This window comes from Mesorhizobium sp. NPDC059025, from assembly GCF_042739655.1.
In the GTDB taxonomy this organism is placed as follows: domain Bacteria; phylum Pseudomonadota; class Alphaproteobacteria; order Rhizobiales; family Rhizobiaceae; genus Mesorhizobium.
In genome coordinates this window covers 31,346-53,014 of record NZ_JBHYIM010000013.1, presented here as the reverse complement: position 1 = coordinate 53,014, position 21,669 = coordinate 31,346, and the positions used below count along the sequence as shown (strand labels likewise).

At 62.7% G+C, this 21,669-nt stretch carries 19 protein-coding genes; 7 read left to right on the top strand and 12 right to left on the bottom strand.

Annotated features, from left to right (window positions below):
• The first annotated feature begins 77 nt into the window (after positions 1–77).
• The 3 genes from ACFWYE_RS25205 to ACFWYE_RS25195 all read left to right on the top strand — a co-directional run bounded on the left by ACFWYE_RS25205 (position 78) and on the right by ACFWYE_RS25195 (position 3,102).
• A complete protein-coding gene (locus tag ACFWYE_RS25205; RefSeq protein WP_379114953.1) occupies positions 78–1,244 on the top strand; it encodes an ATP-grasp domain-containing protein in 1,167 nt (388 codons plus the stop codon).
• Positions 1,245–1,247: 3 nt separating this feature from the next.
• Positions 1,248–2,024 carry an esterase family protein gene (locus tag ACFWYE_RS25200; RefSeq protein ID WP_379114952.1) on the top strand — a complete coding sequence of 259 codons (777 nt, stop codon included), beginning with the start codon at positions 1,248–1,250 and terminating at the stop codon, positions 2,022–2,024.
• 85 nt (positions 2,025–2,109) lie between these two features.
• The gene (locus ACFWYE_RS25195) at positions 2,110–3,102 is read left to right on the top strand and encodes a tripartite tricarboxylate transporter substrate binding protein (protein ID WP_129413747.1); all 993 of its coding nucleotides are present in this window, start codon (positions 2,110–2,112) and stop codon (positions 3,100–3,102) included.
• 35 nt (positions 3,103–3,137) lie between these two features.
• Here the strand turns inward: ACFWYE_RS25195 and ACFWYE_RS25190 are convergent, their stop codons facing one another.
• Together ACFWYE_RS25190 and ACFWYE_RS25185 are read right to left on the bottom strand one after the other, a co-directional pair.
• Positions 3,138–3,458, bottom strand: coding sequence for a putative quinol monooxygenase (locus ACFWYE_RS25190; RefSeq protein WP_379114950.1), 321 nt, complete (start codon positions 3,456–3,458; stop codon positions 3,138–3,140).
• Positions 3,459–3,621: 163 nt separating this feature from the next.
• Entirely contained in the window at positions 3,622–4,059 is a 438-nt protein-coding gene (locus ACFWYE_RS25185) for a DsrE family protein (protein ID WP_379067517.1), read from the bottom strand.
• Between the two features lie 94 nt (positions 4,060–4,153).
• Between ACFWYE_RS25185 and ACFWYE_RS25180 the strand changes: the two genes are divergently transcribed.
• Positions 4,154–5,233, top strand: coding sequence for a hypothetical protein (locus tag ACFWYE_RS25180; protein WP_379114949.1), 1,080 nt, complete (start codon positions 4,154–4,156; stop codon positions 5,231–5,233).
• 13 nt (positions 5,234–5,246) lie between these two features.
• Here ACFWYE_RS25180 and ACFWYE_RS25175 read toward each other — a convergent pair whose 3' ends face one another.
• The 10 genes from ACFWYE_RS25175 to ACFWYE_RS25130 all read right to left on the bottom strand — a co-directional run bounded on the left by ACFWYE_RS25175 (position 5,247) and on the right by ACFWYE_RS25130 (position 17,299).
• Positions 5,247–6,176 (bottom strand): cation diffusion facilitator family transporter, encoded by a 930-nt coding sequence (locus ACFWYE_RS25175; RefSeq protein WP_379114948.1) that lies wholly within the window; start codon positions 6,174–6,176, stop codon positions 5,247–5,249.
• Positions 6,177–6,182: 6 nt separating this feature from the next.
• Positions 6,183–8,372, bottom strand: a complete 2,190-nt coding sequence (locus ACFWYE_RS25170) for an anthranilate synthase (RefSeq protein ID WP_379114947.1) — start codon at positions 8,370–8,372, stop codon at positions 6,183–6,185.
• 506 nt (positions 8,373–8,878) lie between these two features.
• Positions 8,879–10,693, bottom strand: a complete 1,815-nt coding sequence (locus ACFWYE_RS25165) for a hypothetical protein (RefSeq protein ID WP_379114946.1) — start codon at positions 10,691–10,693, stop codon at positions 8,879–8,881.
• Between the two features lie 133 nt (positions 10,694–10,826).
• Positions 10,827–11,777 (bottom strand): FAD-binding oxidoreductase, encoded by a 951-nt coding sequence (locus ACFWYE_RS25160; protein WP_379067527.1) that lies wholly within the window; start codon positions 11,775–11,777, stop codon positions 10,827–10,829.
• Positions 11,777–12,328, bottom strand: a complete 552-nt coding sequence (locus ACFWYE_RS25155; RefSeq protein ID WP_379067529.1) for a pyridoxamine 5'-phosphate oxidase family protein — start codon at positions 12,326–12,328, stop codon at positions 11,777–11,779. Before ACFWYE_RS25155 ends, ACFWYE_RS25160 begins: the two co-directional genes overlap by 1 nt.
• A gap of 10 nt (positions 12,329–12,338) precedes the next feature.
• The gene (locus ACFWYE_RS25150; RefSeq protein WP_379067531.1) at positions 12,339–13,655 is read right to left on the bottom strand and encodes an aspartate aminotransferase family protein; all 1,317 of its coding nucleotides are present in this window, start codon (positions 13,653–13,655) and stop codon (positions 12,339–12,341) included.
• A complete protein-coding gene (locus tag ACFWYE_RS25145; protein WP_379114945.1) occupies positions 13,652–14,416 on the bottom strand; it encodes an N-formylglutamate amidohydrolase in 765 nt (254 codons plus the stop codon). Before ACFWYE_RS25145 ends, ACFWYE_RS25150 begins: the two co-directional genes overlap by 4 nt.
• A 2-nt stretch (positions 14,417–14,418) precedes the next feature.
• Positions 14,419–15,741: a glutamine synthetase gene (locus ACFWYE_RS25140; RefSeq protein WP_379114944.1), complete on the bottom strand. Its 1,323-nt coding sequence runs from the start codon at positions 15,739–15,741 to the stop codon at positions 14,419–14,421.
• Positions 15,738–16,385 carry a cysteine hydrolase family protein gene (locus ACFWYE_RS25135; protein WP_379114943.1) on the bottom strand — a complete coding sequence of 216 codons (648 nt, stop codon included), beginning with the start codon at positions 16,383–16,385 and terminating at the stop codon, positions 15,738–15,740. Before ACFWYE_RS25135 ends, ACFWYE_RS25140 begins: the two co-directional genes overlap by 4 nt.
• The gene (locus ACFWYE_RS25130; RefSeq protein ID WP_379114942.1) at positions 16,382–17,299 is read right to left on the bottom strand and encodes a MurR/RpiR family transcriptional regulator; all 918 of its coding nucleotides are present in this window, start codon (positions 17,297–17,299) and stop codon (positions 16,382–16,384) included. Before ACFWYE_RS25130 ends, ACFWYE_RS25135 begins: the two co-directional genes overlap by 4 nt.
• Before the next feature lie 143 nt (positions 17,300–17,442).
• Between ACFWYE_RS25130 and ACFWYE_RS25125 the strand changes: the two genes are divergently transcribed.
• Genes ACFWYE_RS25125 through ACFWYE_RS25115 form a run of 3 tightly spaced genes read left to right on the top strand, consistent with a single transcriptional unit; the run spans position 17,443 to position 21,667 of the window.
• Positions 17,443–18,609 (top strand): NAD(P)/FAD-dependent oxidoreductase, encoded by a 1,167-nt coding sequence (locus ACFWYE_RS25125; RefSeq protein WP_379114941.1) that lies wholly within the window; start codon positions 17,443–17,445, stop codon positions 18,607–18,609.
• Positions 18,609–20,465, top strand: a complete 1,857-nt coding sequence (locus ACFWYE_RS25120; protein ID WP_379114940.1) for a branched-chain amino acid ABC transporter ATP-binding protein/permease — start codon at positions 18,609–18,611, stop codon at positions 20,463–20,465. Before ACFWYE_RS25125 ends, ACFWYE_RS25120 begins: the two co-directional genes overlap by 1 nt.
• Before the next feature lie 35 nt (positions 20,466–20,500).
• Positions 20,501–21,667 carry an ABC transporter substrate-binding protein gene (locus ACFWYE_RS25115; protein ID WP_379114939.1) on the top strand — a complete coding sequence of 389 codons (1,167 nt, stop codon included), beginning with the start codon at positions 20,501–20,503 and terminating at the stop codon, positions 21,665–21,667.
• Positions 21,668–21,669 lie beyond the last annotated feature (2 nt).

Here is a 21,669-nt window from a genome sequence, read left to right as displayed (position 1 = left end):
CATGACGGGTGGCGCAGGCCGCCCCCTTTCCGAAAATCGATTCCGATTTTGGGGGTCATGCGCGAGGAGGACTGGCCGTGAATTTCGTGTTCTTCTCGCCGCATTTTCCGGCCAATGGCGCCGAATTCTGCGATCGGCTGAAAAAGGCCGGCGCAACGGTGCTCGGCATTGGCGATGCACCTTACGAAGCTTTGGTGCCCAGGCTCAAAGGTGCTCTCAGCGAATATTACCGCATCACCGACATGGAAGACTACGATCAGACCTATCGGGCGATGGGGCACTTCATCCACAAATGGGGGCGTATCGACCGGTTCGAGTCACTCAACGAGCACTGGCTCGATCTGGAAGCCGGCATCCGCACCGACTTCAACATAGAGGGCATCAAGCTCGATTATGTGAAGAACATCAAACGCAAGAGCCGCATGCGGGCGTCCTTCCGCAAGGCCGGCGTGAATGTCATTGCTCAACGCAAGACATCCGATCGCGCCGGTGCCATGACCTTCCTGCGCAAGGTCGGTTATCCCGTGGTGGTGAAACCGGATTCGGGTGCGGGCGCCGCCCACACCTACAAGATATCCAACGTTGCCGAACTGGACGAATTCTTCCGGATCAAGCCGGAAGGCATGAGCTTCGTGATGGAGGAATTCATCGATGGGTTGGTCGTGACCTATGACGGCCTGGTCAATCGGGATGGCAAGATCGTCTTTGCCGCGAGCACGAAATACGACGACTCCATCATGGACGTCGTCAACAAGAACAAGCACATGAGCTACACCTGTCGGCCCGAAATTCCGGCCGAGGTGGAAGAGGCCGGCCGCAAGATCGTCAAGGCGTTCGATCTCAAGGAACGTTTCTTCCACATCGAGCTGTTCGAGACGAAGCAGGCCCGGATCATTGCGCTGGAGGTCAACATCCGTCCCCCAGGCGCCTGGATGCCGGATGCGATCAACTACAGCTTCGATATCGATATCTATGCCGAATGGGCCAACATGGTGGTCAGGAACGAAGTCGGCGGGCCGTTCGAGGGCAAGTATTTCACCGTCTACGCCAGCCGCAAGAAGCACATCCGCTATCGCCACAGCCATGCCGATGTGTTAGCCGCCCACGCCGACAAGATCGTCCATCATCAGGACATCGAAGAGGTCTTCAGCCGCGCCATGGGAAACTACGCCTATCAATTGCGGTCGCGCGACCGCCAGGCTCTACGGGAAGCGGTCGACTACATCCATGCCGAGGAGGCGTAAGCGATGGACATCTCCTATCACAAGCGCTGGAGTGGCAAACTCGGGTGCGACATGGAATACAAGCGCTACGGTTATGCCGGCCGTCCCGTCATTGTCTTTCCGACCTCGCAAGGGCGCTTCTACCAGTTCGAGGATGCCGGCGGAGTCGGCTCGCTGGCCGAGTTCATCGACACCGGCCGCATCCAGATCTTTACGGTCGACGGCATCGACAGCGAGAGCTTCTTCGACAAACACGGCGCCCCCGCGCAGCGGATCGCCCGGCATGAAGCCTATTTCCGCTATCTGCGCGAAGAGGCCTTGCCTGAATTCGCGGCCATCGCTTCGGAAGCCAATGGCGGACGCTCGCTGAAACCGCTGTTCTCGGGCTGTTCGATGGGGGGATATCACTCATCGAATTTCGTGTTCCGCTATCCCGATCTGGCCGCCGGCGTGATTTCCCTCTCCGGTGTCTATTCGACCCGGGGGTTCCTCGGGGACGGCCTGGCTGGCGATATCTACTACAACTCTCCGCTCGACTATCTGCCCGGCGTTTCCGATGACGCCCTGCTTTCACGGTTGCGCGCGCTGCGGCTGATCTTCTGCTGCGGGCAGGGTGCCTGGGAAGAGCAGATGCTGGCGGAAACGCGTGCATTGGAACGCGTGCTGCGTGACAAGGCCATCCCGGCCTGGGTCGACTACTGGGGCGGCGATGTCGACCACGACTGGCCGTGGTGGCACAAGCAGCTTCCCTATTTTTTCAGCCGCTGGCTGGATGAGGATCTGAAACACCGGCTGGATTGAGGTTGTCCTTTCGCATTCCCACCTTGTTGTCTGCCCTTCCCGATTGTCGTAACCAATCCGAGGGTGAGGGATGAGGAGGAACAGTATGGCATTTTCTAAATTCACACGTCGCGCCGTCCTGGCGCTCGGTCTGTCGGTGCTGCCGCTGGCAGGCATGGTCTCTCAGTCGGTCGCGCAGGAATTCCCCAACCGTACGGTGACGCTGGTGGTGCCGTTCGCCGCCGGTGGCTCGACCGACCTCGTTGCACGCATCATCGCGCAGAAGATGTCGGATGATCTCGGCCAGCAGGTGATCGTCGAGAACGTCGCCGGTGCAGGCGGCAACATCGGCGCCGATCGCGTCGCGCGCGCCGATCCGGATGGCTACACCATCCTGATGGGCACCGTTGCGACCCATGCGCTCAACCCGCTGATCCTGAAAACCAAACCCTACGACCCTGAGAAGGACTTTTCGCCGGTCTCCCTGCTGGTGATCGTGCCCAACGTGCTGGTGGTCAATCCGGAACTGCCGGCCAAGAACGTGCAGGAGCTGGTTGCGCTGCTCAAGGCTGAACCGGACAAATACTCCTATGCCTCGTCAGGCATCGGCACGCCGCTGCACCTCTCGGGCGAGCTGTTCAAGATCATGGCGGGCGTCGAAATGCAGCACATTCCCTACAAGGGTGCTGGTCCGGCACTCAATGACGTGATCGCCAACCAGGTGCCGATCATGTTCGACAACCTGCCGTCCTCATCCTCGCACATCAAGGGCGGCACGCTGAAGGCGCTGGGCGTGACGACGGCCAAACGTGTGCCGTCGTTCCCTGACCTGCCGACCATCGCCGAATCCGGCGTGCCGGGTTATGAGACCTACACTTGGAATGCGCTGTTTGCGCCTCCCGGAACGCCGAAGGAAGTCGTCGACCGGCTCAACGCGTCGGCGAACAAGGCGATGAAAGATCCGGCAGTGATTGCCAAGATGGGCGATTTCAGCGCCACCATTGTCGGCTCGACCCCCGAAGAGCTTGGCTCCCATGTCAAGGCAGAGCTCGCCAAATGGGAGCCGATCGTCAAGCAGGCCAAAATCCAGGTCGATTGATCGAAGCCTGATTTATCCGAGCTGTTGCGCGGGGGTTAGCCCTGCGCACCCGCATCGGCGGGCTGGTTCAGTCCATATCCGCCCGCCGGCTCGGTTTCGAACTGAAAATCGAAGCCAGACACCATCGGGCGGGCCCTGGCGATTGCTTCCTGCACATGCGGAAGCTGCAGCGATGCCTTGTGGCTCGCGGCATCGACCCAGACTTCGGTGACCCAGATCGCCGTGGTGTCGGCGGGGTCTCGGGCGACGATGTAATTCAGGCAGCCAGGCATGGAATCGGTGGCTTCGAGCAGGAGTTGCAGGAGCTCCTCGCGCTTGCCGGGAGTTGCACGCATCTTTCCGATCAGGCCATACATCAGGCACTCCCTTTGATCGCCACCCCCTAGAGCGCCGCGCATCCATTCGAATGCGCAAAGGACGCTCCAGCACTTTGAATCTGCGCATCGTGCTTTCCGAAAATCGATTTCGATTTTCGGGCCGATGCGCCGCACCGATCATCCGATGAAATCGGGGCCAGTATCAAGGCCTTAGATAAGCATAACCCGCAGCCTGCAGCTCGGCCAATTTCACGACCCCGCCAGCATCGGCGCTGACAAAGCCTTCGAACAGATCCGGCAGTGTTATGTCCATGCCGTGCATGGTGTTGGCGCAGGCTTGTGGTGTCATCCCCTTTTTCACCAAGCCGGCGAAACGGCTGGAGACCGCCGCTGAAGCGCCGTCGCGCTTGAAAGCAGCCAGCGCCGGACCGTGGACGACCAGGACGATGTCGACCTCACCGCCGGTGCCATCAAAATGGTTCTTGATGTTGCCGAGCACGAAGGCGACCTTGTCGAGATCGTCGAGGTGATAGGCAACCTTCTGTCTCGGATACGATACCGGCGCAGCCGTCGCGGCTTTGAACCCCAGCACCGTTGCGGTCGAGGCCAGAAATCCGCGGAAGATATCCCTGCGAAGCATGAAAACCACCCCGTTCCTACCAGCATAATGCGCGTGGCCTTCGGCAGGTTCCTAGCATAGAATCCGTTCGAGCGGATCTTGGTGGGAGGGCTCGATGACCACGTCGAGGAAGATCGCAGCGACTGCGGTCGCAATCGTCGGGGCGCTTGCCCTGGCAGGAACGGTTCGCGCTGACGAACCAAGGATCCTGAAAGAGCTGAGCTCGGATGGCGGTGGCGCCTGCTTCAGCCGGGTTTATGATGCGAGCCATCTGAAAGCCCACCCGCATCAGAAGGTTGCGCGGATATTCTTCTATCATGGTCCTGATCCCGTCAGCCAACCGAGCGAAGATCCGACGGATGGCCTGGGTACCGCTGGCTACAACGGCTTCATGGCGACGACGGTACGAGGCGCTTCCAAGCCCGAATGGGTCGGCGGCTGGTGCAATAGTTCAGGCGAGAAAGCCGCGATTCATTGCGGCATGGAATGCGATCGGACCATGGCCGACGTCAGCCTGGATGCCAAGGGACGCCTCAAGGTCGATGCCTTCGATCGCGACATCTACCTGGACGCCGGCGCGGAAGACGAACTCGGCAAGGCCGAATATGAAAGGCAGGCCCTGGGCACGGACGACAACGGCTTCCTGCTGGAACGAAGGCCGGTGGCGGATTGCAAGGCTGAATTCGCACGCATTGCTCCCGCCAATCCGACGCTGGGCGATCCGCTGCGCATACGCTTGAAACCTGACCAGCCCTTCTGCTTCGGGCGCGACTATTCAGCCGAGCATCTTGCCTCCCATCCCGAGCAGGTGACGCAGACCATCCGCGTCTTTCGTGGGGCAACGGAAATCGCAAGCTTTGCCGCCAAGGCAAAGGCTGCAGATTGGCCGAATGGCGCTGATCTTGTGGTTGCCATGACCACGCGCAGGGGCGGTACGAAGGCCACGCAAAGCTATTCCTGCCAAGGTGAGGCGGATCAGTGGCGCTGCGTGGCGACTGTATCCACCGGTGGGGCGTCCTGCGATCTGTCGGAGAAGGAAATCTACCTGCGCCGCGGTGCCAATGGCACCATGATGCTGGCCAATCCGAAGGAAAGCCTGCCGCTCGCCGACCTGTGCCAGGCGGGCGGCAATACAAAATCGGACGACAGGGTTTTCCGCCTGGAGGCGATGCCGCAGTCAGCCTGTTCGCAGTAAGAACCCTGGGCTTTCAGGCGAAAGGAACGGCGACGGTTCCCTTCGGCAGCTTGGCTTCGTCATCCGGCTCGACATGGATGGTGACGCGCACGGAGGGGATTTCGGCCTTCAATGCGTCTTCAATGCGGTCGCAGATGACATGGCTGTCGCCAACCGACATATCTGCATCGACCACCATGTGGAATTCGATGAAGGTGGCGCGGCCGGCGATGCGGGTCCTCAGGTCATGGACTTCCAGTGCGCCCTTCGAATTGGCCGAGATGATGTCGCGGATGCGCATGTGCTCGTCCATCTCGACGGCACGGTCCATCAGACCGCTCATCGACGAACCGATGACGTGCCAGCCCTGCCACAGGATGTTCAGCGCGACGATGACGGCCAGCGCCGGATCGAGGAAGCGCCAGCCGGTGTAGACCGCCCCGACGAGGCCCACGAAGACGCCGATCGAGGTAACGACGTCGGTCAGGATATGCTTGCCGTCGGCGACAAGGGCAGGGGAGCGCTCGGACCGTCCGATGCGGATCAACGTCCAGGCCCAGACGGCGTTGAGCAAGGTCGCCAGGCCGTTGACGGCCAGGCCCATCCATGGCTGTTCGAGCGGGGCCGGGTTCTGCCAGGTACGCCAGACCTCGTTGAGGATCAGCATTGCGGCGACGACGATCAGCACGCCTTCCAGAACCGCCGAAAGATACTCCGCCTTGTGATGGCCGAAAGGGTGGTCCTGGTCGGCAGGCTTGTGGCTGATGCGGATCGCCCAGAAGGCGGCGGCCGAGGCGATGACGTTGACGATTGATTCCAGCGCGTCCGAATAGAGCGCGACCGAGCCGGTAATCAGCCAGGCAAGCAGCTTGAGGCCGAGCACGACGAAGGCCACCACGATCGACCAGAAGGCGAGCGTGGCGACTTTCTGCTTGGAAGCGTCCTTGGCCGTAACTGCTGTCATTTCCGTCTAGGCTGCCTTTTCCTTTGCCTTGCGCGGCAGATGCGCGACGACATTCTCGATCATGCGCATGCCGGCGTTGTGACCGAGGGTCATGATCGATTCGGGATGGAATTGCACCGCTGCAATCGGTTCCTTCTTGTGTTCGAAGGCCATGATGACGCCATCCTCCGTCTCGGCGGTGACGATGAAGTCATCGGGCAGGCGGACCGGGTCGGCAAAGATCGAATGATAGCGGCCGACTGTCACTTCCTTCGGCAGGCCGGAGAAGACAACGCCAGGTTTCGAGACCCGGATGCGCGACGGCTTGCCGTGCATGGGGATGGCAAGCTGCCGCAGTTCGCCGCCATAGGCTTCGGCCAGCGCCTGCAGGCCGAGGCAGACACCGAAGATCGGCAGTTCGCGCTTCCGCGCCTTCTTGATGGTGGCGGCGCAGTCGAAATCCTTCGGCGTGCCGGGGCCGGGCGAAAGCACGACGAGATCCGGCTTGAAGCTGTCGAACACTTCCTCCGGCACCGGCGTGCGTACAGTGGACACATCGGCGCCGGTCTGGCGGAAGTAGTTCGCCAGCGTGTGGACGAAGCTGTCTTCGTGGTCGACGAGCAGGATGCGGACACCTTCGCCGACGCGGGCGGTGGCGCGTTCGACACCGGCGGAATTGCCGGCCTTGGCGTCGCGGATGGCGGAGAGCATGGCGGAGGCCTTCAGTTCGGTTTCTGCTTCTTCTTCCTCGGGAATGGAATCGAACAGCAGCGTGGCGCCGGCACGCACTTCGGCGATGCCGTCCTTGATGCGTATGGTGCGCAGCGTCAGGCCGGTGTTCATGTCGCCATTGAAATGCACCATGCCGATGGCGCCGCCATACCAGGCGCGCGGGCTCTTCTCGTTCTGCTCGATGAAGCGCATGGCCCAGAGTTTCGGTGCACCGGTGACCGTCACTGCCCAGGCATGGGACAGGAAGGCGTCAAAGGCGTCCATACCTTCGCGCAGGCGGCCTTCGATGTGATCGACCGTGTGGATCAGGCGCGAATACATCTCGATCTGGCGACGGCCGATGACACGCACCGAGCCCGGCTCGCAGACCCTAGACTTGTCGTTGCGGTCGACATCCGAGCACATGGTGAGCTCGGACTCATCCTTCTTGGAGTTGAGCAGCTTGAGGATCTGTTCGGAGTCGGAAATGGCGTCGTCGCCGCGCTTGATGGTGCCGGAGATCGGGCAGGTCTCGACCCGGCGGCCGTTGACGCGCACGAACATCTCCGGCGAGGCGCCGATCAGATATTCGCCTTCGCCGAGATTGATGAAGAAGGAGTAGGGCGAAGGGTTGATGGTCTTGAGGCGGCGCGAGATTTCCGAAGGAGCCGTTTCGCAGCGTTCATAGAACATCTGGCCGGGTACGACCTCGAACAGGTCGCCGCGCTTGAAGCTGTCCATCGCCCGGCGCACCAGCCTGGCATATTCGCCGGGCTCGTGGTCGCCGCGTGGCGGGATGCGGTCGGCCGGCTTGAAAGGTTCGGAAACGGGTTCGCGCGGCAGACCCTCGGTCGAAAAGCCGTTGCCCGCATAGTCGTAGCGGTCGGTCCAGGCCTTGGCCGAATAGTGGTCGACGACCAGGATCTCGTCGGGCAGGAACAGCACGAGGTCGCGCTGGCTTTCCTTGCGCTCGAGTTTCAAGTCCACGGGATCGAACTGGAAGGCCAGATCATAGCCGAAGGCGCCGTAGAGGCCGAGATTGCTGTCCTCGGGGCTCTTGAACAGGCCGGTGATGGCGCGCAGCACGGTGAAGACCGAAGGCATCCGGCTGCGTTCTTCTTCGGTGAACACCCGGCCGGGTTTCGCGACCTCGAGCCTGGTCAGCGCCTTTGTGCTCTCGGTGATCGTGATTTCCGAGAGAGTGGCCAACACGCCGTTGATCGTCGGCAGAAGCGCTTCGCCACGCGCGTTCAGCGCTTCGATCTTCATGATGCGGCCGTGCGAGGAGATGACGAGCGGCGGATCAATGATGGCAGTGTCCCAACGCGTGTAGCGGCCGGGATATTCGTAGTTGGACGAGAAGACCGCGCCGCGCCGCGCATTCAGCCCATCGAGATAGGATTCTATCGCGCCCTGATAGGGTGTGTCGTGCCGCTGTCGCGTGATTGCGACGCCGCCGGCGGTCACGAACCGCTCCGCGCCGTTTTCCAGGATTTCCACCGTCATTGCCATCTCCCTGTTCCGCCGCGGCGAGGTCTGGAGGCATTTCTGGAAAACAAAAGGCCGCCGGACTTCTCCTGCGGCCATTCTGGTCTCTTCACGCACACGCGTTTCGACAGGCCGCTCCTAGCTGGCCCACCACCAAATGGTCTTGATCGAAAGCGTGTTCATGGCGAATTCCTTAGCGGCGAATGGGACCACGTGCAACCGGATTTGCGTGGCGGGTGTAGGCGAAATGGGTGCGGCGTCTTCAATGTGGCTTTGAAAAAGAATCCAAGGCCTGGATAGGCGCACCGGCGTTGCCTATTACACGGCACGCGTGGAGATACCGAGCCAAGAAGCGAAAAAGCTCGATCAGTTGACGCTCACACCCGGAATGCCTGTTGAGGTTTTTCTATCAACCGGCGATCGCACGATGCTCTCTTATCTCATGAAACCGCTTTCGGATCAGATCTCGCGAGCATTTCGCGAAGAATGAGATAGCTTGTCCATTCGAGCCGGGAGCGCAGTCATCATTTGGCGGCTGCTCCATCTATGGGGCATTTGCTGGAGGGACCTCCTGCTCCCGTATATCGATAGATACGCAGAGGCCCCATTTTTGGGCACTCTGTCAGCCAATAGGGAGGCTTTCCCGACGCCAACTGGCTGGCCAATGGAAATTGGGAACTGGTTGCCTGAAACGTGTTCTCGTCTGCGCGGCAGACCACGACGTGGGTGGCCTTGGTACTATCGAGGAGCTGTGCAGGAGCAGATGTCGCCGGATCGAAGAATCTCTGAACGCGCTCGATACCTTGGGCTGATGTATGAGAAGGGATCGCTACGACATCGAATTTGGCCTGTAAGTCCAACATCAAGCCCCCTATTTCGGGCGGCGCGAACAGTCGTGCACCTTCCGGCCAGATGAAATTCCAATTACGGGCGTCTTTCTCGCAGGCGTTGGCAATGTCGACACCGATAAGCTCAGCTTTCTGAGGAGGCCAAACCAGATGCCCTGCGAAAAGGGTAACGACAAACGCTATGGCGGGAACGGTAAGACGCAAGACTCCCGGCGGCTCATCTCCGAGCACAGTGCCGAAATAGCGCCTGATCGTTAGCCGGGCAGGGATGGCTTGGTAAGCAAGAAGTACCAGGCCGGGTCCAATGAACAGCGGAAAATAGCGGAGGTAACGCAGATAAATCAGCCCCAGAAGGAGCCCCAATGTCGAGAACAGCGCGAGTACTATCCAGGCACGTCTTCTTTCTATGTCGGCGATGGCCAAAATGCATGTCGCGGAACAACCCAAAATCGCCAAGGAAAATCGAGCGAAACGATCGGAACTCAGAAAGTCCGAACTGTGGAAAATGCTGCGCTCTTGTTCAATGCGTAAAAGCCAGTTTTCACGGACGTAGCCGTTCAATCCGGCAAGCGGACCGCCCAAGCACTGGGGGAAAAAGGAAACGAGCAGCACGGCAATCGCACAAGCGCATGCCAACAGGCATGCGGCTCGTGCCCACCTGCTTCCCGTCACAACTGTTGCAATCGCGAGCACAATGCCGGTGGTCACAAGTGCAGCGAGGTGCAAAAGCGAATAACGGTCACATGTGACGCTGGTGTAGACTTGAGGGCCAACCACGAGAAAGAATGCAGCAACCCCGGCGGCCGCGAGCGATAGCCCGTATGTCCTGAGATTCTTTTCTGCGCCCTCTTTTCGAGCAATGAACGCGAATGCGTAAAAGCCGACTGGCAGGGCCAGGAATGGCACCATTTCGGCGCTTATTGCCGCAGACAACGCCGTCAAGGCGCCGGTAAGTCCGGCTGCGAGTTCTCCGCCGCGCATTGTCAACAGAGTTACCGCTAAAAGGATACACATCTGCAGGTTGTGGTAATCGATGCGCCAAGGCTGAAATTCTGAAAATGAAGGCAGTCCTGCAAGAGCCGCAACAGCCAGCACAACGCCGGGATGCTCAAATTCAAATTCGCGGATCACCAGGGAAAGCAAAGTCACTGCGATCAGGAGAAAAAACAGCGGCACAATGAATGCCGCGGCCGAGACTGCGGCTTCCATCCCCAAAAAAGGTGCGGTCGCAGCCGCCATGAGCGCGTAAGGTGCGTCGACTATCCATGGCCAATGCGATGTTAACGGTTCGGGCTGCGCGATACCTGTCAACGTTCTGTCGAACGGGTCTCCAGTCGTCAAGAGATACCTGATTTCATGCAGTTTCAGGAGATCGTCGACGTCGGCATTGGGCATTTTTCCTAGGAAAAGCAGCAGGCTCAATACCGAGCTAAGCGCCAGCCAGACAGCTACGATTGGAAGAGACTGACGAACCGTCCGGATTGCCGACATTCCAAGCCCTTTCCCGCACGCCGGCTATTGGTAAGCGGAAATACTTTAGAGCGACTAAACTGATTGATGGCGGAAGTCAGAAGCCAAATACTTTCGGTCCGAATTTGGAATATGGAGCCACGAGGTTAAGCTGTTACGCCGAGTGAACAAACTCTTCGTTGAAGATGGCCGTGGCCGCAAGTTCGCGCGCCAGAAGCGCGTTGCGCGCCGCGTTCACCATACCGGGTGGTCCGCAAAGATAGGCCTCGGTTCCGCTGTCGAGCGGAATGGTGCGGATCTCACCCAGCGCGGCGATCGGATTGCCGACGAAGCCTTCCCAAGCTTCCGTGGCCCTGTCTGCGGCCAGAACCACCTCCAGGGGCAGCGTTTCAGCGAGCGCGCGCAGGGCTTCGAGCGCATAGGCGTCGTCGGCATCGGCGAAACCGGCAATCAGCGCCAGCGGCGGCGTGGTGGCGGGGTCGATGCTGGACAGCATCGAAACGATCGGCGCCAGGCCGGTGCCACCGGCGATGAACAGCTTGGGCCGCGCCGTCGCGCGCAGGTAGAAGACGCCGAACGGACCGCGCACGGTGAAGGCATCCTCAGGCTTCGCCCTTTCATTCAGATAGGTGGACATGGCGCCGCCCGGCAGGTCACGCACATGCAGCACCTGTTCCTTGCCGGAAGGCGGGTTCGCCATCGAAAAGCGGCGCGGGCTAGCCATGCCGGGAAAATGCACCTCGACATACTGGCCGGGCAGGAAGGGCAACGGAAACTGCAGCCGGTAGCGGATTTCCCAGACCGAACGGGATGCGCGCGAAAACGCGTTGACCTTGGCGCGCCGCAGGGATGGGGGCGTCACGTCGGTGCGCTGGTAGGGCAGGTTCAAAGCCGCGCCTGGCTGGGCTGACGTGATGCAGAGCAGGACCTCGTTGCCGTCTGCGTCGCGCGCCATGCAGGTGCGGCATGTGCCTTCGCGGCAATTGCTGGCGAGCACGTTGCCGGCCTTTTCGGCGGAAGCGAGGATGGACTGGCCGTCGATCGGCGGGAAGTGCATCACCTCGCCATCGGAGAAGGTGAGGTGGATGTGATACTGGTTTTCCATCAGAAATCGTCGGACACGTAGCCGGTTGAAAGCCCGTCGATGCTGACGACGTTGTTGGCGAGACGATAGGCTTCGATCTGGTCCTCGCTCTGGGCTCCGGCCCATTTCACCAGTTCGTCGCGCTCCTGCATGTCGCTGACGACGGGGATGCTCCAGCCGCAGGAGGTCGCCACGCTCTCGACATGCAACCGGAAGAGCTGGCGCACGCCAGGCAGCTCAGGATAGGGCGCACGCAGGGCCGGCCATTCGGGATGGTCGGGCCGGATCAAGTCGGCCTTGCCGTAGAGGCGCAAGGTCATGGCCTTGCCGGAAAAGGCGCAGAACATCATCGTCATGCGTCCGTTCTCGGTGACGTGGGCAGCGGTCTCGTTGCCCGAGCCGGTCAGGTCGAGATAGGTCACGGTGCGCTCGTCCAGCACACGCAGCGTGTCCAGCCCTTTCGGCGACAGGTTCACACGGCCGTCCTGCGGCGCCGTCGCGACGAAGAACAGTTTCTGCTCCTCGATGAAGGCTCGCATGTCGTCGGGGATCGTGCGCCAACCAAGTCCCATGGCTCTCTCCTCACCACATCATGAAGGAAGCGACGTCGGCATCGGCGACCTTGCCGGCGATGACGTCGCTGATGGCCTGGTCGACGATGGCAACGCCCTCGGCGGCTTCGTCCTCGGTCAGGGTCAGCGGCGGCATGAATTCCAGCACGTTGGCTTTCAGGCCGACATAGGTCAGGGCCGCGCCCAGTTCGTAGCTGCGGTAGATGATCTTGGCCGTTGTGGTCGCAGGCACCGGTTCGCGTGTGTCGCGGTCGACGACGAGATCGACACCGATGGCGAGGCCGCGGCCGCGGACTTCGCCGATGATCTCGTGCCGGTCGGCCAGTTTGCGCAGACCATAGGCGAAGAGCTTGCCGATGCGTGCAGAGCGTTCCGCCAGATGCTCGTCCTCGATTGCCTTGAGCACCGCGCCGCCGGCCGCCGTCGCGACGGGGTTGCCGGCGGTGGTCAGCAGGGCGAAAGCCGGCGCGTGATCCATGATCTCTTTCGGCCCGATCACCGCCGACAATGGCAGGCCGCCACCCAGCGCCTTGCCGAACACCACCATGTCGGGCGTCAGGCCCTCATGCTCGAAGCAGTGCATAAGGCCGCTTCGGGCCAGGCCGACCTTGACCTCGTCGACGACGATTTTGATGCCATGCCGGCGGCACCGCTCCTGCAGCGCCTTGAGAAACCCCGGTGGCGGCACGATCAGGCCACCGTCCGACATCAGCGGCTCGATGAAGACAGCCGCGACCTGATCCGGCGGACAGGTGGTCTCGAACTGGTAGTCGAGTATGGACAGCACGGCCTCGGCACTGAAGCGTGGCCGGTAAGGGTCGGGATAGGGCAGCAACAGCACGCCGGGCCTCGGCAGCGTGTGGGTCATGGCGGTGTGGCCGCTGATGCCCATCGAGCCGGAGAGATTGCCATGGTAGGAACCGATGAAGGAGATGAACCGTGGCCTGCCGGTGGCGGCAGCCAGCACGCGCAAGGCGCAATCGTTGGCGTCGGACCCGGAATGGCCGAACCAGACGCGGCGCTCGCCTTCGCCCGGCGTGACCGCCAGCAGCTTCTCCGCCAGGGACACAGCCGGTTCATTCGGGTAGAGCAGCAGGCTGGCGCCAGCCATGTTGCGAATGGATTTCTCCACCGCCTCGACGATCGCGGGATGACCGTAGCCGAGCAGCGCGGGGCCTGCCGAGCCGGACAGGTCGAGCACTTCGCGGCCGCCTTCCTCGATCAGCCGGTTGCCACGGCCGCCAACGAGCGAAAGTGGCGAGAAACGCAGCCGCCCTATTTCGGCAATCGCCCGTGCGTCACGCTCGCGCAGGCCGAGATTGCTCATCCCAAAGCCTCCTGCATGTGTGCGATCGCCGCGGACATCCTTCCGGCCCATTCCTCGATACCGGTTTCGTCGGCCAGCAGATCCTGTCGTATCTCGACCAGAGCAGCCTCGATGCCACGCTGGTCGCCATGGATCGGAACAGCATAGTCGGCGTCTTCGCTGATGACGTAAGGAACATTGGCCGCGACATTGAGCGACGGGTCGACACGCAGGCCGTCGAGAATAGCCTCGCCCAGCGCCGCGGCACGGTCATAAAGCACGCCGGCGTGCCATGGACGGCTTTCGCCGAGAAAAACCGGTGTGAAGGAATGGATCGTGACGATACGCGTCGGCCGCCCGGCGGCCTGGCGGGCATCGAGATGACGCGCAACCTCGTCGTGGAACGGCGTGAACATGATTGCCGCCCGCCGCGCCCTTTCAGTGTCATCCACGCCGGCATTGCCCGGAATGTCGGTATCCTCGGAGCGTGTCGGCATGCTGCCCTCGGAGCCGATTGGACGGTTGAGGTCGATCAGCAGGCGCGAATAGTTGCCGAGGAAAGCGGGGGCATCCAGCCGCTCCGACAGACGTCGCGTCACTTCCGCCGCACCGATGTCCCAGGCGATATGGCGCTGCAGATGCGGTGCGTCCAGGCCCAGGCCGTGGTAGCGGGCCGGCATGTGGTTGGACGCATGTTCGCACAGCAGCACGATACCGGAGCGGCCGTCCGCGTTGAGCACCTCGACGGCCTGCGGCCAGTCGTGTTCGGGTTCGGCATCCATAATCAGTAAAGCTTTCGGTACAGATCACACACGCCGATTGGGTCGAGCCCGGCGAGACGTTCGGATTCATGGCGTTTGACACCGACAAAGGTCTCGATGAAAACCGGCGCGAACCACCCGGTGACTGTCTCGTCAGCGAGCAGGGCATCCAGTGCCGCGGGAAGGTTTTCCGGCAGCCGCTTCAGGCCAAGCTTCGCTTTTTCCGCCTCGGTCATCTGTTCTGGATCGCCAGTCACCAACGGCGGCGTGACGAGCCCGGCCTTGATGCCTTCCAGCCCGGCGCGCACGATGGCTGCCATGGACAGATACGGGTTGGCGGTCGCATCGGCGGCGCGATATTCGATGTTGTACTGGCGCGACGGGTCACGTCCGCCAATCGTCACCGTCGGGCAGATGCGCAGCGAAGCTTCGCGATCGCGGTCGGCCAGCCAGGTGTAGGACGAACTCCAGCTGTGCGGCTTCAGCCGGTAGAAGGAAGGCACGCTCGACGCCGTGAGCGCAGTGATTGCCGGCAGGTGTTTCAGGACACCCGCGCAGAAGGCACCGGCAATATCCGACAGGCCGCCCGGCTTGGCAGCGTCATAGGTCACCGGTTTGCCGGCGGCGTCGGTGAAGCTGAAGTGGATATGGACGCCGTTGCCGACGCCATCCGGCACCGATTTCGGCGCGAAGGTTGCATGCCAGCCATTGTTGCGGGCAAGTTCGCGGGTGATCTCGCGGATCGCCACCGCGCGATCGGCGGCAACAAGCGCGTCGGCCGGGGCGTGCGTGACCTCGAACTGCTCATCGCCGAATTCCGCGATGATCACCTCCGGTGCGACGCCGGCTTCCTCCAGTGCCGCCATCAGCGTCGGTGCGAAGGGGTCGGCGCGCCGCAGCGCCGCGAAAGACAGAGAATGGGCAGGCGCGAAATCGGCACCGGAAATCTGGAACTCCTGCTCGAAGGCGCCCGTGAGGCTGAGGCCGGTCGCGGCCTTCAGCTCGGCCAGCGCATCGATCAGCATGGTGCGGGTGCAACCCAGCCATGGCGAGCCGTCGAGTTCGACGATGTTGCCGGCCACCATGTCGAATGGCGTGGCCGAGCCGGTCAGCGCGGTGCGGAAGCGAGCCTTGAGATCCGGTATGAGGCGCAGGTCTCCCGACGAGCCCCAGGGATTGGGCACGACGATGGAGTTGAACGGCGTCAGCGACAGGTTGGCCTGCAGCCAGCCGACACCGGTGGCGGCGACCTTGTCCAGCCGGCTTTCGGCCACCGAGCGGCCGCGCGTGATCGCTGCGAGATCCGTCGTGACGACGGCGACGAGGGATTCGACAGGCGTCGTCATGCGGCCTTCCCCATCGCTTCGATGCGAGCCACGGCGGTGTCGGTATCGGTAACCCAGCAGTACCCCCCGAACGCCTTGAGCGCGATGTCATGGCGTTCCTGCGTGCGGGTTGCGCAGGCGTCGGACACGCAGGTGACGAGATAGCCGCGGTCGGCGGCGTCGCGCACGGTCATGTCGACGCACTGGTCGGTGAGGACACCGACGACGATGAGATAGCGAATGCCGAGGTTCTTCAGCAGATAGTCGACATTGGTCGAATTGAAGATGCCGGACGACGTCTTGGGCAGCATGATCTCGTCACCGAGAGGAGCGAGCGGTGCGATCGGCAGCCCTTCCGGCAGGCTTGGCGGGATATGGATGGGCGTGAGCTTGTGGTCGAGCGAGCGGTCGCGGCCGTCCTCGGTCAGGCTCTGGATGATGGTGTGCAATACCTCGACGCCATTGGCGCGCGCCGCTTTCAGCAGTCGCTCCTGGTTGGGGATCGTCTCGGTCGCCGTCTGGCGGTAGAAGTAGTGATCCGGGCCAAGCTCCGGATGGTCGGGGTCGGCGCCGGGCTCCAGCCATATCCGCTGCATGTCGACGAGCAGGAGCGCGGTTTCGCCGCGCCGAAACGGTTCGTCGCGCCTGGGGAGGGGTAGGGTCATTGCTTGCGGTCCTGCCTTGGTGATTTCGGTCCGGGGGTTGTCCTGGCGCCATCCTGCGACGGCTCGTCGAGGGTGACGGCATTGGCATGCCGCACTTCCTCCAGCCGCTCGATGCGGGCGCGGCCCTCGTCTCCCAGGGTCGAGAGAATATGGGCTGTGAGCGCTTCCATCTGGGCGATGGCCGGCGCCAGCGTGTCGTAGGGAGAGGCGACCTCAAGCGGGCTGACGATGGTCGTCTCCGCGAATTCCGCGACCGGCGACAGCCATTGGTCGGTGAACAGCACCACGCGCACATCGCGTGCGGCCGCCTGTCGGGCAAACGAGACGACGTCGAGCTGGTAGCGGCGATAGTCGAAAACGACGAGTACGTCCTTGCGCCCGAGGTCGGCGAGGATGTCCAGGGACTGGCTGGAAAGGACGCCGATGTCGCGAACATTCGGCCGGAATTGCAGCAGGTATCCGGCGAACATGCCTGCCACGTGGCGGCTGAAGCGCCCGCCGACCAGCACGATCTCGCCCTTGGCTTCCATGATCAGGCGGGCAGTGCGGTCGTAAGTGGTCAGCGGCGTGATGCTCGCGGCCTTTCCCATCGCCTCGTCCACCGAGGCCAGATAGGCGAGGATAGGGTTGTCTTCCGAGCCTGATGGACGCTTGGCTTCCATCATCAGCAGCGGCGAATGCAGTCTCGCTTCGACTTCCGCCAGCAGCTTTGCCTGGAAGTCCGGATAGCCCTCGTAGCCGAGCTTGACAGCCAGCCGCACCACGGTGGGATCGCTCACCCCGGCGCGGCGGGCGAGGTTTGAGGCGCTGCCGAGACCGGCGCCCGGATAGTCCGTGAGCAGCAGGCGCACGATCTTCTCCTCGGAAGGAGTAAGCGCCAGATCCTGCCGCATCAGAACATCGCGTATCGCCATCTGCCTCCCCTGGCCGTTCTTTTTATCGTTGCAGAGTTTATTACAGAAACGGAATTATCGGTCAACAATGAAGAAATATTGACATCGCTCTCGATGTCGTCTTAGCTGGCCATAAAGCAGCGACAGACTGTGGGGAACGACGAATGAAGAATGGCGATGACATCATCATCGTGGGCGCCGGGATCGTAGGATCGAGCGCCGCGATGTACCTCGCCGGCAAAGGCGCCCGGGTAACACTCATCGAGCAGACGCATCCCGCAGGCGGGCCTTCGGGCAAGTCGTCGGCGCTCCTGCATGCCTTCTACCTGATGCCGGAACTGTCGCAGCTCGCGATCCGTGGGCGGGAGATCCTGGTCGACCTTCCGGAGATCGCGCAGGAAGGATCCTTCGTCACGCAGGTGGGCATGATGTGGGTTTGCGGCGAGGAGAATGCCGCAAGCTGGTCCGCGGCCGCGGAGCGTATCCGCGGCGAGGGTGCCCGCATGGAAACGCTGACCCCTGCCGAATTCGCTGCCGAAGCCCCCGGCTTTGCCTCCGAGGGCGTGGCACTTGCGATCTGGGAGCCGGAATATGGCTATGCCGACGCCTTCGGCGCCACCAATGCGATAGCCCGGACAGCGCGCGCACGTGGTGCCCGGATCCTGCAGAACACCCCGGTTGCCAGGCTGCTGCGCGCGGGCGACCGGATCACCGGCGTAACGCTTGCCGACGGAACCGTGCTTGAGGCCGACAGGGTCATCCTCGCCGCCGGACCGTGGACACGCCGCCTGCTGGCAACGGCCTCGCTCGAACTGCCTTTGCATGTCGAACGCCATCCGATGGCGGTGTTGAATGCCGGCGGCAAGGCACGCCAGGTCATGCCCTGGGCCTGGTGCGATGACATTTCCCGCAACTATGCGAGACCCGACAATGATGGCGTGATCCTCGCCGGCACCTGGGCCGGTGGCGGCACCGGGGTGCGGCACGCGGAGACCATCCGCCCGAGGTTGGTAGAGGATCCGGACAATTACATGGAGGGTGTCGAGGAGGCAGAGTCGGTCGATATTCTCGAGACCTTTGCCTCCCGCGTCCCGGCGATGATGGAGCTTGGGATCAGGCCCGGCTATGCCGGCCTCTACGACATGAGTCCGGACGATCTGCCGGTGATCGGCGCCATGCCGGGGGTCGAAGGGCTGCTCGTTTCGGCGGGCTCGTCCGGGCACGGCTTCAAGACCGGGCCGGCAGTGGGCGAGGCCGTCGGCAAGCTGGCGCTGCATGGTGCCCAGCCTATTCTGGCGCCGTTTGCCCCGACCCGTTTCGGAGCCGTGTGATGGCGGTCATGACAATGGAGCAGAGCACGTCCCGTTCGGTCCTGCCGGCGGCATTCCGCAATGCCGGCGTCGATGCGCTGGCGATGATCGCCGCGCTGATACTGGCGGCGCTGGCGATCTACTTTTTCGGCAATGCCGCCATGCAGCGTGTGGTCACCTATGCGGCGATCATGCTGACGGCGGTGCTCGGCCTCCAGATATTCTCCGGCAACACCGGCATCGTTTCTTTCGGCCATGCGGCCTTTGTCGGACTTGGTGCCTATGCCACGGGCATCCTGACGCTGCCGGCCGCCTTGCAGCGCAGCGCCCTGCGCGACCTGCCGCAGTTCCTGGCCGGATATGAAATGTCCTTTTTCGCGGCGCTGGCGGTGGTGCTGGTGCTGGCGGTGCTGGTCGGCCTGATCACCGGTACGCCTTTGCTGAGGCTCTCCGGGTCGAGTGCTTCGATCGCCACGCTTGCCCTGCTCATCATCGTCTACACTTTGCTGGTCGCGGGCCGCGAGATCACGCGAGGCAGCCAGCCCTTCTATGGTGTGCCGCGTGAGGTCGGTTTGTGGACGGCTGTCGCGATCGCGGCCATGGCGATCGTGGCGGCACGGCTGTTCCGGGAGACCTCCTTCGGTCTTGCCGCACGCGCTGCCGCCGACGACGAACGCGGCGCCGCCGCTGTCGGAGTCGACCACCGCATGGCGCGGCTGGCCGCCTGGGTAATGGGTGCCGTGGCCGCAGCTGCTGCCGGCGCCATGATGGCGCAATTCCTTGGCGCATTCTCGCCCAAGGATTTCTATTTCGACTTCGGTTTCACCATGCTGGCCATGCTGATCGTCGGCGGCATGACGTCCTCGCTCGGCGCCTTCGCCGGCGTTGTCGTCACGGTACTCGTGGTCGAGGTGGTTCGCCGTTTCGAAGGCGGTGGCGAGGTGCTCGGCCTGCAGATGCCGGTGTTGTTCGGCCTCACGCAAGGGGTGCTGGCGGTGGCCATGATCCTCGTCATCTGGCGGCGACCGACCGGGCTGTTCGGTGACCACGAACTCAACCTGCTGCGCCGCCCCGGCACGAAGGCGAATCCCGTCAGTTCGGCGGCGGCCGTCGATCCAGTGCGTGCTACAGGCGGGCCGATCTCCGTCGAACACCTGTCGCGCCGCTATGCCGGCGTCGTGGCCGTCGATGACGTGACGCTTGCGTTCCAGCCCGACAGCATAACAGGCATCATCGGGCCTAATGGCGCGGGCAAGACGACTCTGCTCAACATGATCGCCGGTGATGTCACGCCGAGTTCCGGCAGCGTTTCGGTCGGGGTACCGGCGCGGCGGGCAAGCGCGTTCCGTTTCGCCCGTGCCGGCATCGCCCGCACCTTCCAGAACATCCGCGTCTTCCCGCGCATGACAGTGCTTGAGAACGTCGTCGTGGCCGCACGCGAAGTGGAACCGGGTCTCGCCGCCGCCGAGGCCGCCGCCCGACACGAACTCGCGCGCATGGGGCTGGAGGCTTTCGCGGACCGGCCGGCCGCCTCTCTCGCCTACGGCCAGCGCCGTCGGCTGGAGGTGGCGCGCGCGCTGGCGCTCAAGCCGCGCTTCCTGCTGCTCGACGAGCCTGCAGCCGGCATGAACGCGGTGGAAACGGCGGAGCTCGTGTCGATCCTCGCGGCTGTGCGCAGCGAACGGCATATCGGTGTGATCCTCATCGAACACGACATGCGGCTGGTGATGAACCTGTGCGAGCGCATCGTCGTGGTCGATCGCGGTCGCGTGATCGCCGATGGCACACCTTCGGAAGTGCAGAACAACCCTGCGGTCGTGGCCGCCTATCTCGGCAGCCGCACGGCACGCGCCCGCCAGGGGAACGACGTCCAATGAACAAGAACAACCGGACATCCAATGGGAGAACTCACATGAGGCTTACTCGGAAGAGCACAGCATTACTGGCAGCCATATCCTCCATCGCCGTGATGACGGCCGCCCCCGCCTTCGCGGAGGAGATCATCATCGGCGCGGCGACCGCCCAGACAGGCGGGCTTGCACCCTACGACCAGCCGGCGCTGGCTGGTCTGCGCATGGCGATCGACGAGCTGAACGCCAAGGGCGGCCTTGCCGGCAAATACAAGGTCAACCTGATCATCAAGGACACGCGCAGCGACACCGCGCAGACGGCCACCGTCACGCAGGAACTGATCGACGCCGGCGCCAAGATCATGATCACGCCGTGCGATGCCGACCCGTCGATCTCGGCCGGCCAGCTTACCCAGCCGCTCGGTATCCCCTCGCTGACGCTTTGTGGCTCGGCACCGGTGCTGACCCAGGCGGTCGGAGACGTGATGTTCGGCACCTATCCGGCCGACAATCTGCAGGCGACCGCCGTCGCGGACTTCGCCATTGCCGAAGGCAAGCGCAAGGTCTTCCTGCTGACATCGCCCGACGCGACCTATGTCGCCAACCTGCCGGAGTATTTCGGCAAGGTGTTCGAGAAGAAGGGCGGCAAGATCGTCGGCCGCGGCACCTTCGCGATGAACCAGCCGGACTTCTCCGCCGAGATCACCAACATCAAGGGTCTTGCCGAGCAGCCCGACCTGATCATGACGGCGGCCTATGAGCCGGATTTCCCGGCCTTCATCCAGCAATTGCGCGGTGCCGGCATCAACATTCCGGTCTATGGTGCCGACGCGATCGGAACCCCGACCATCAAGGCGCTCGGCAAGCTGGTAGACGGTGTCGTCTACACCGCGGCCGGCTATCCGCAAGCCGGCAGCAAGCTGGAGGCCTTCAATGCTGCCTTCACCAAACACGCCGGCCATGCGCCGGAATCCACCTATGAGGTCAATGGCTACGAGATCGGCCTGATCCTCGACCAGGCCGTGAAGACCGCCGGGTCGGACGATCCCAAGGCGATCCGCGATGCCATCGCCAATCTCAAGGACTTCGAGGGCATCACCGGCAAGATCACCTATGCCGGCACCGACCGCATGCCGCTGCGACCGGTTGTGCTGATGCGCTACGAAGGCGGCGAGCCGAAATATGTCGAAACCGTCGTGCCGGCTGCGGCCGACGTTCCGGCACCGTGACA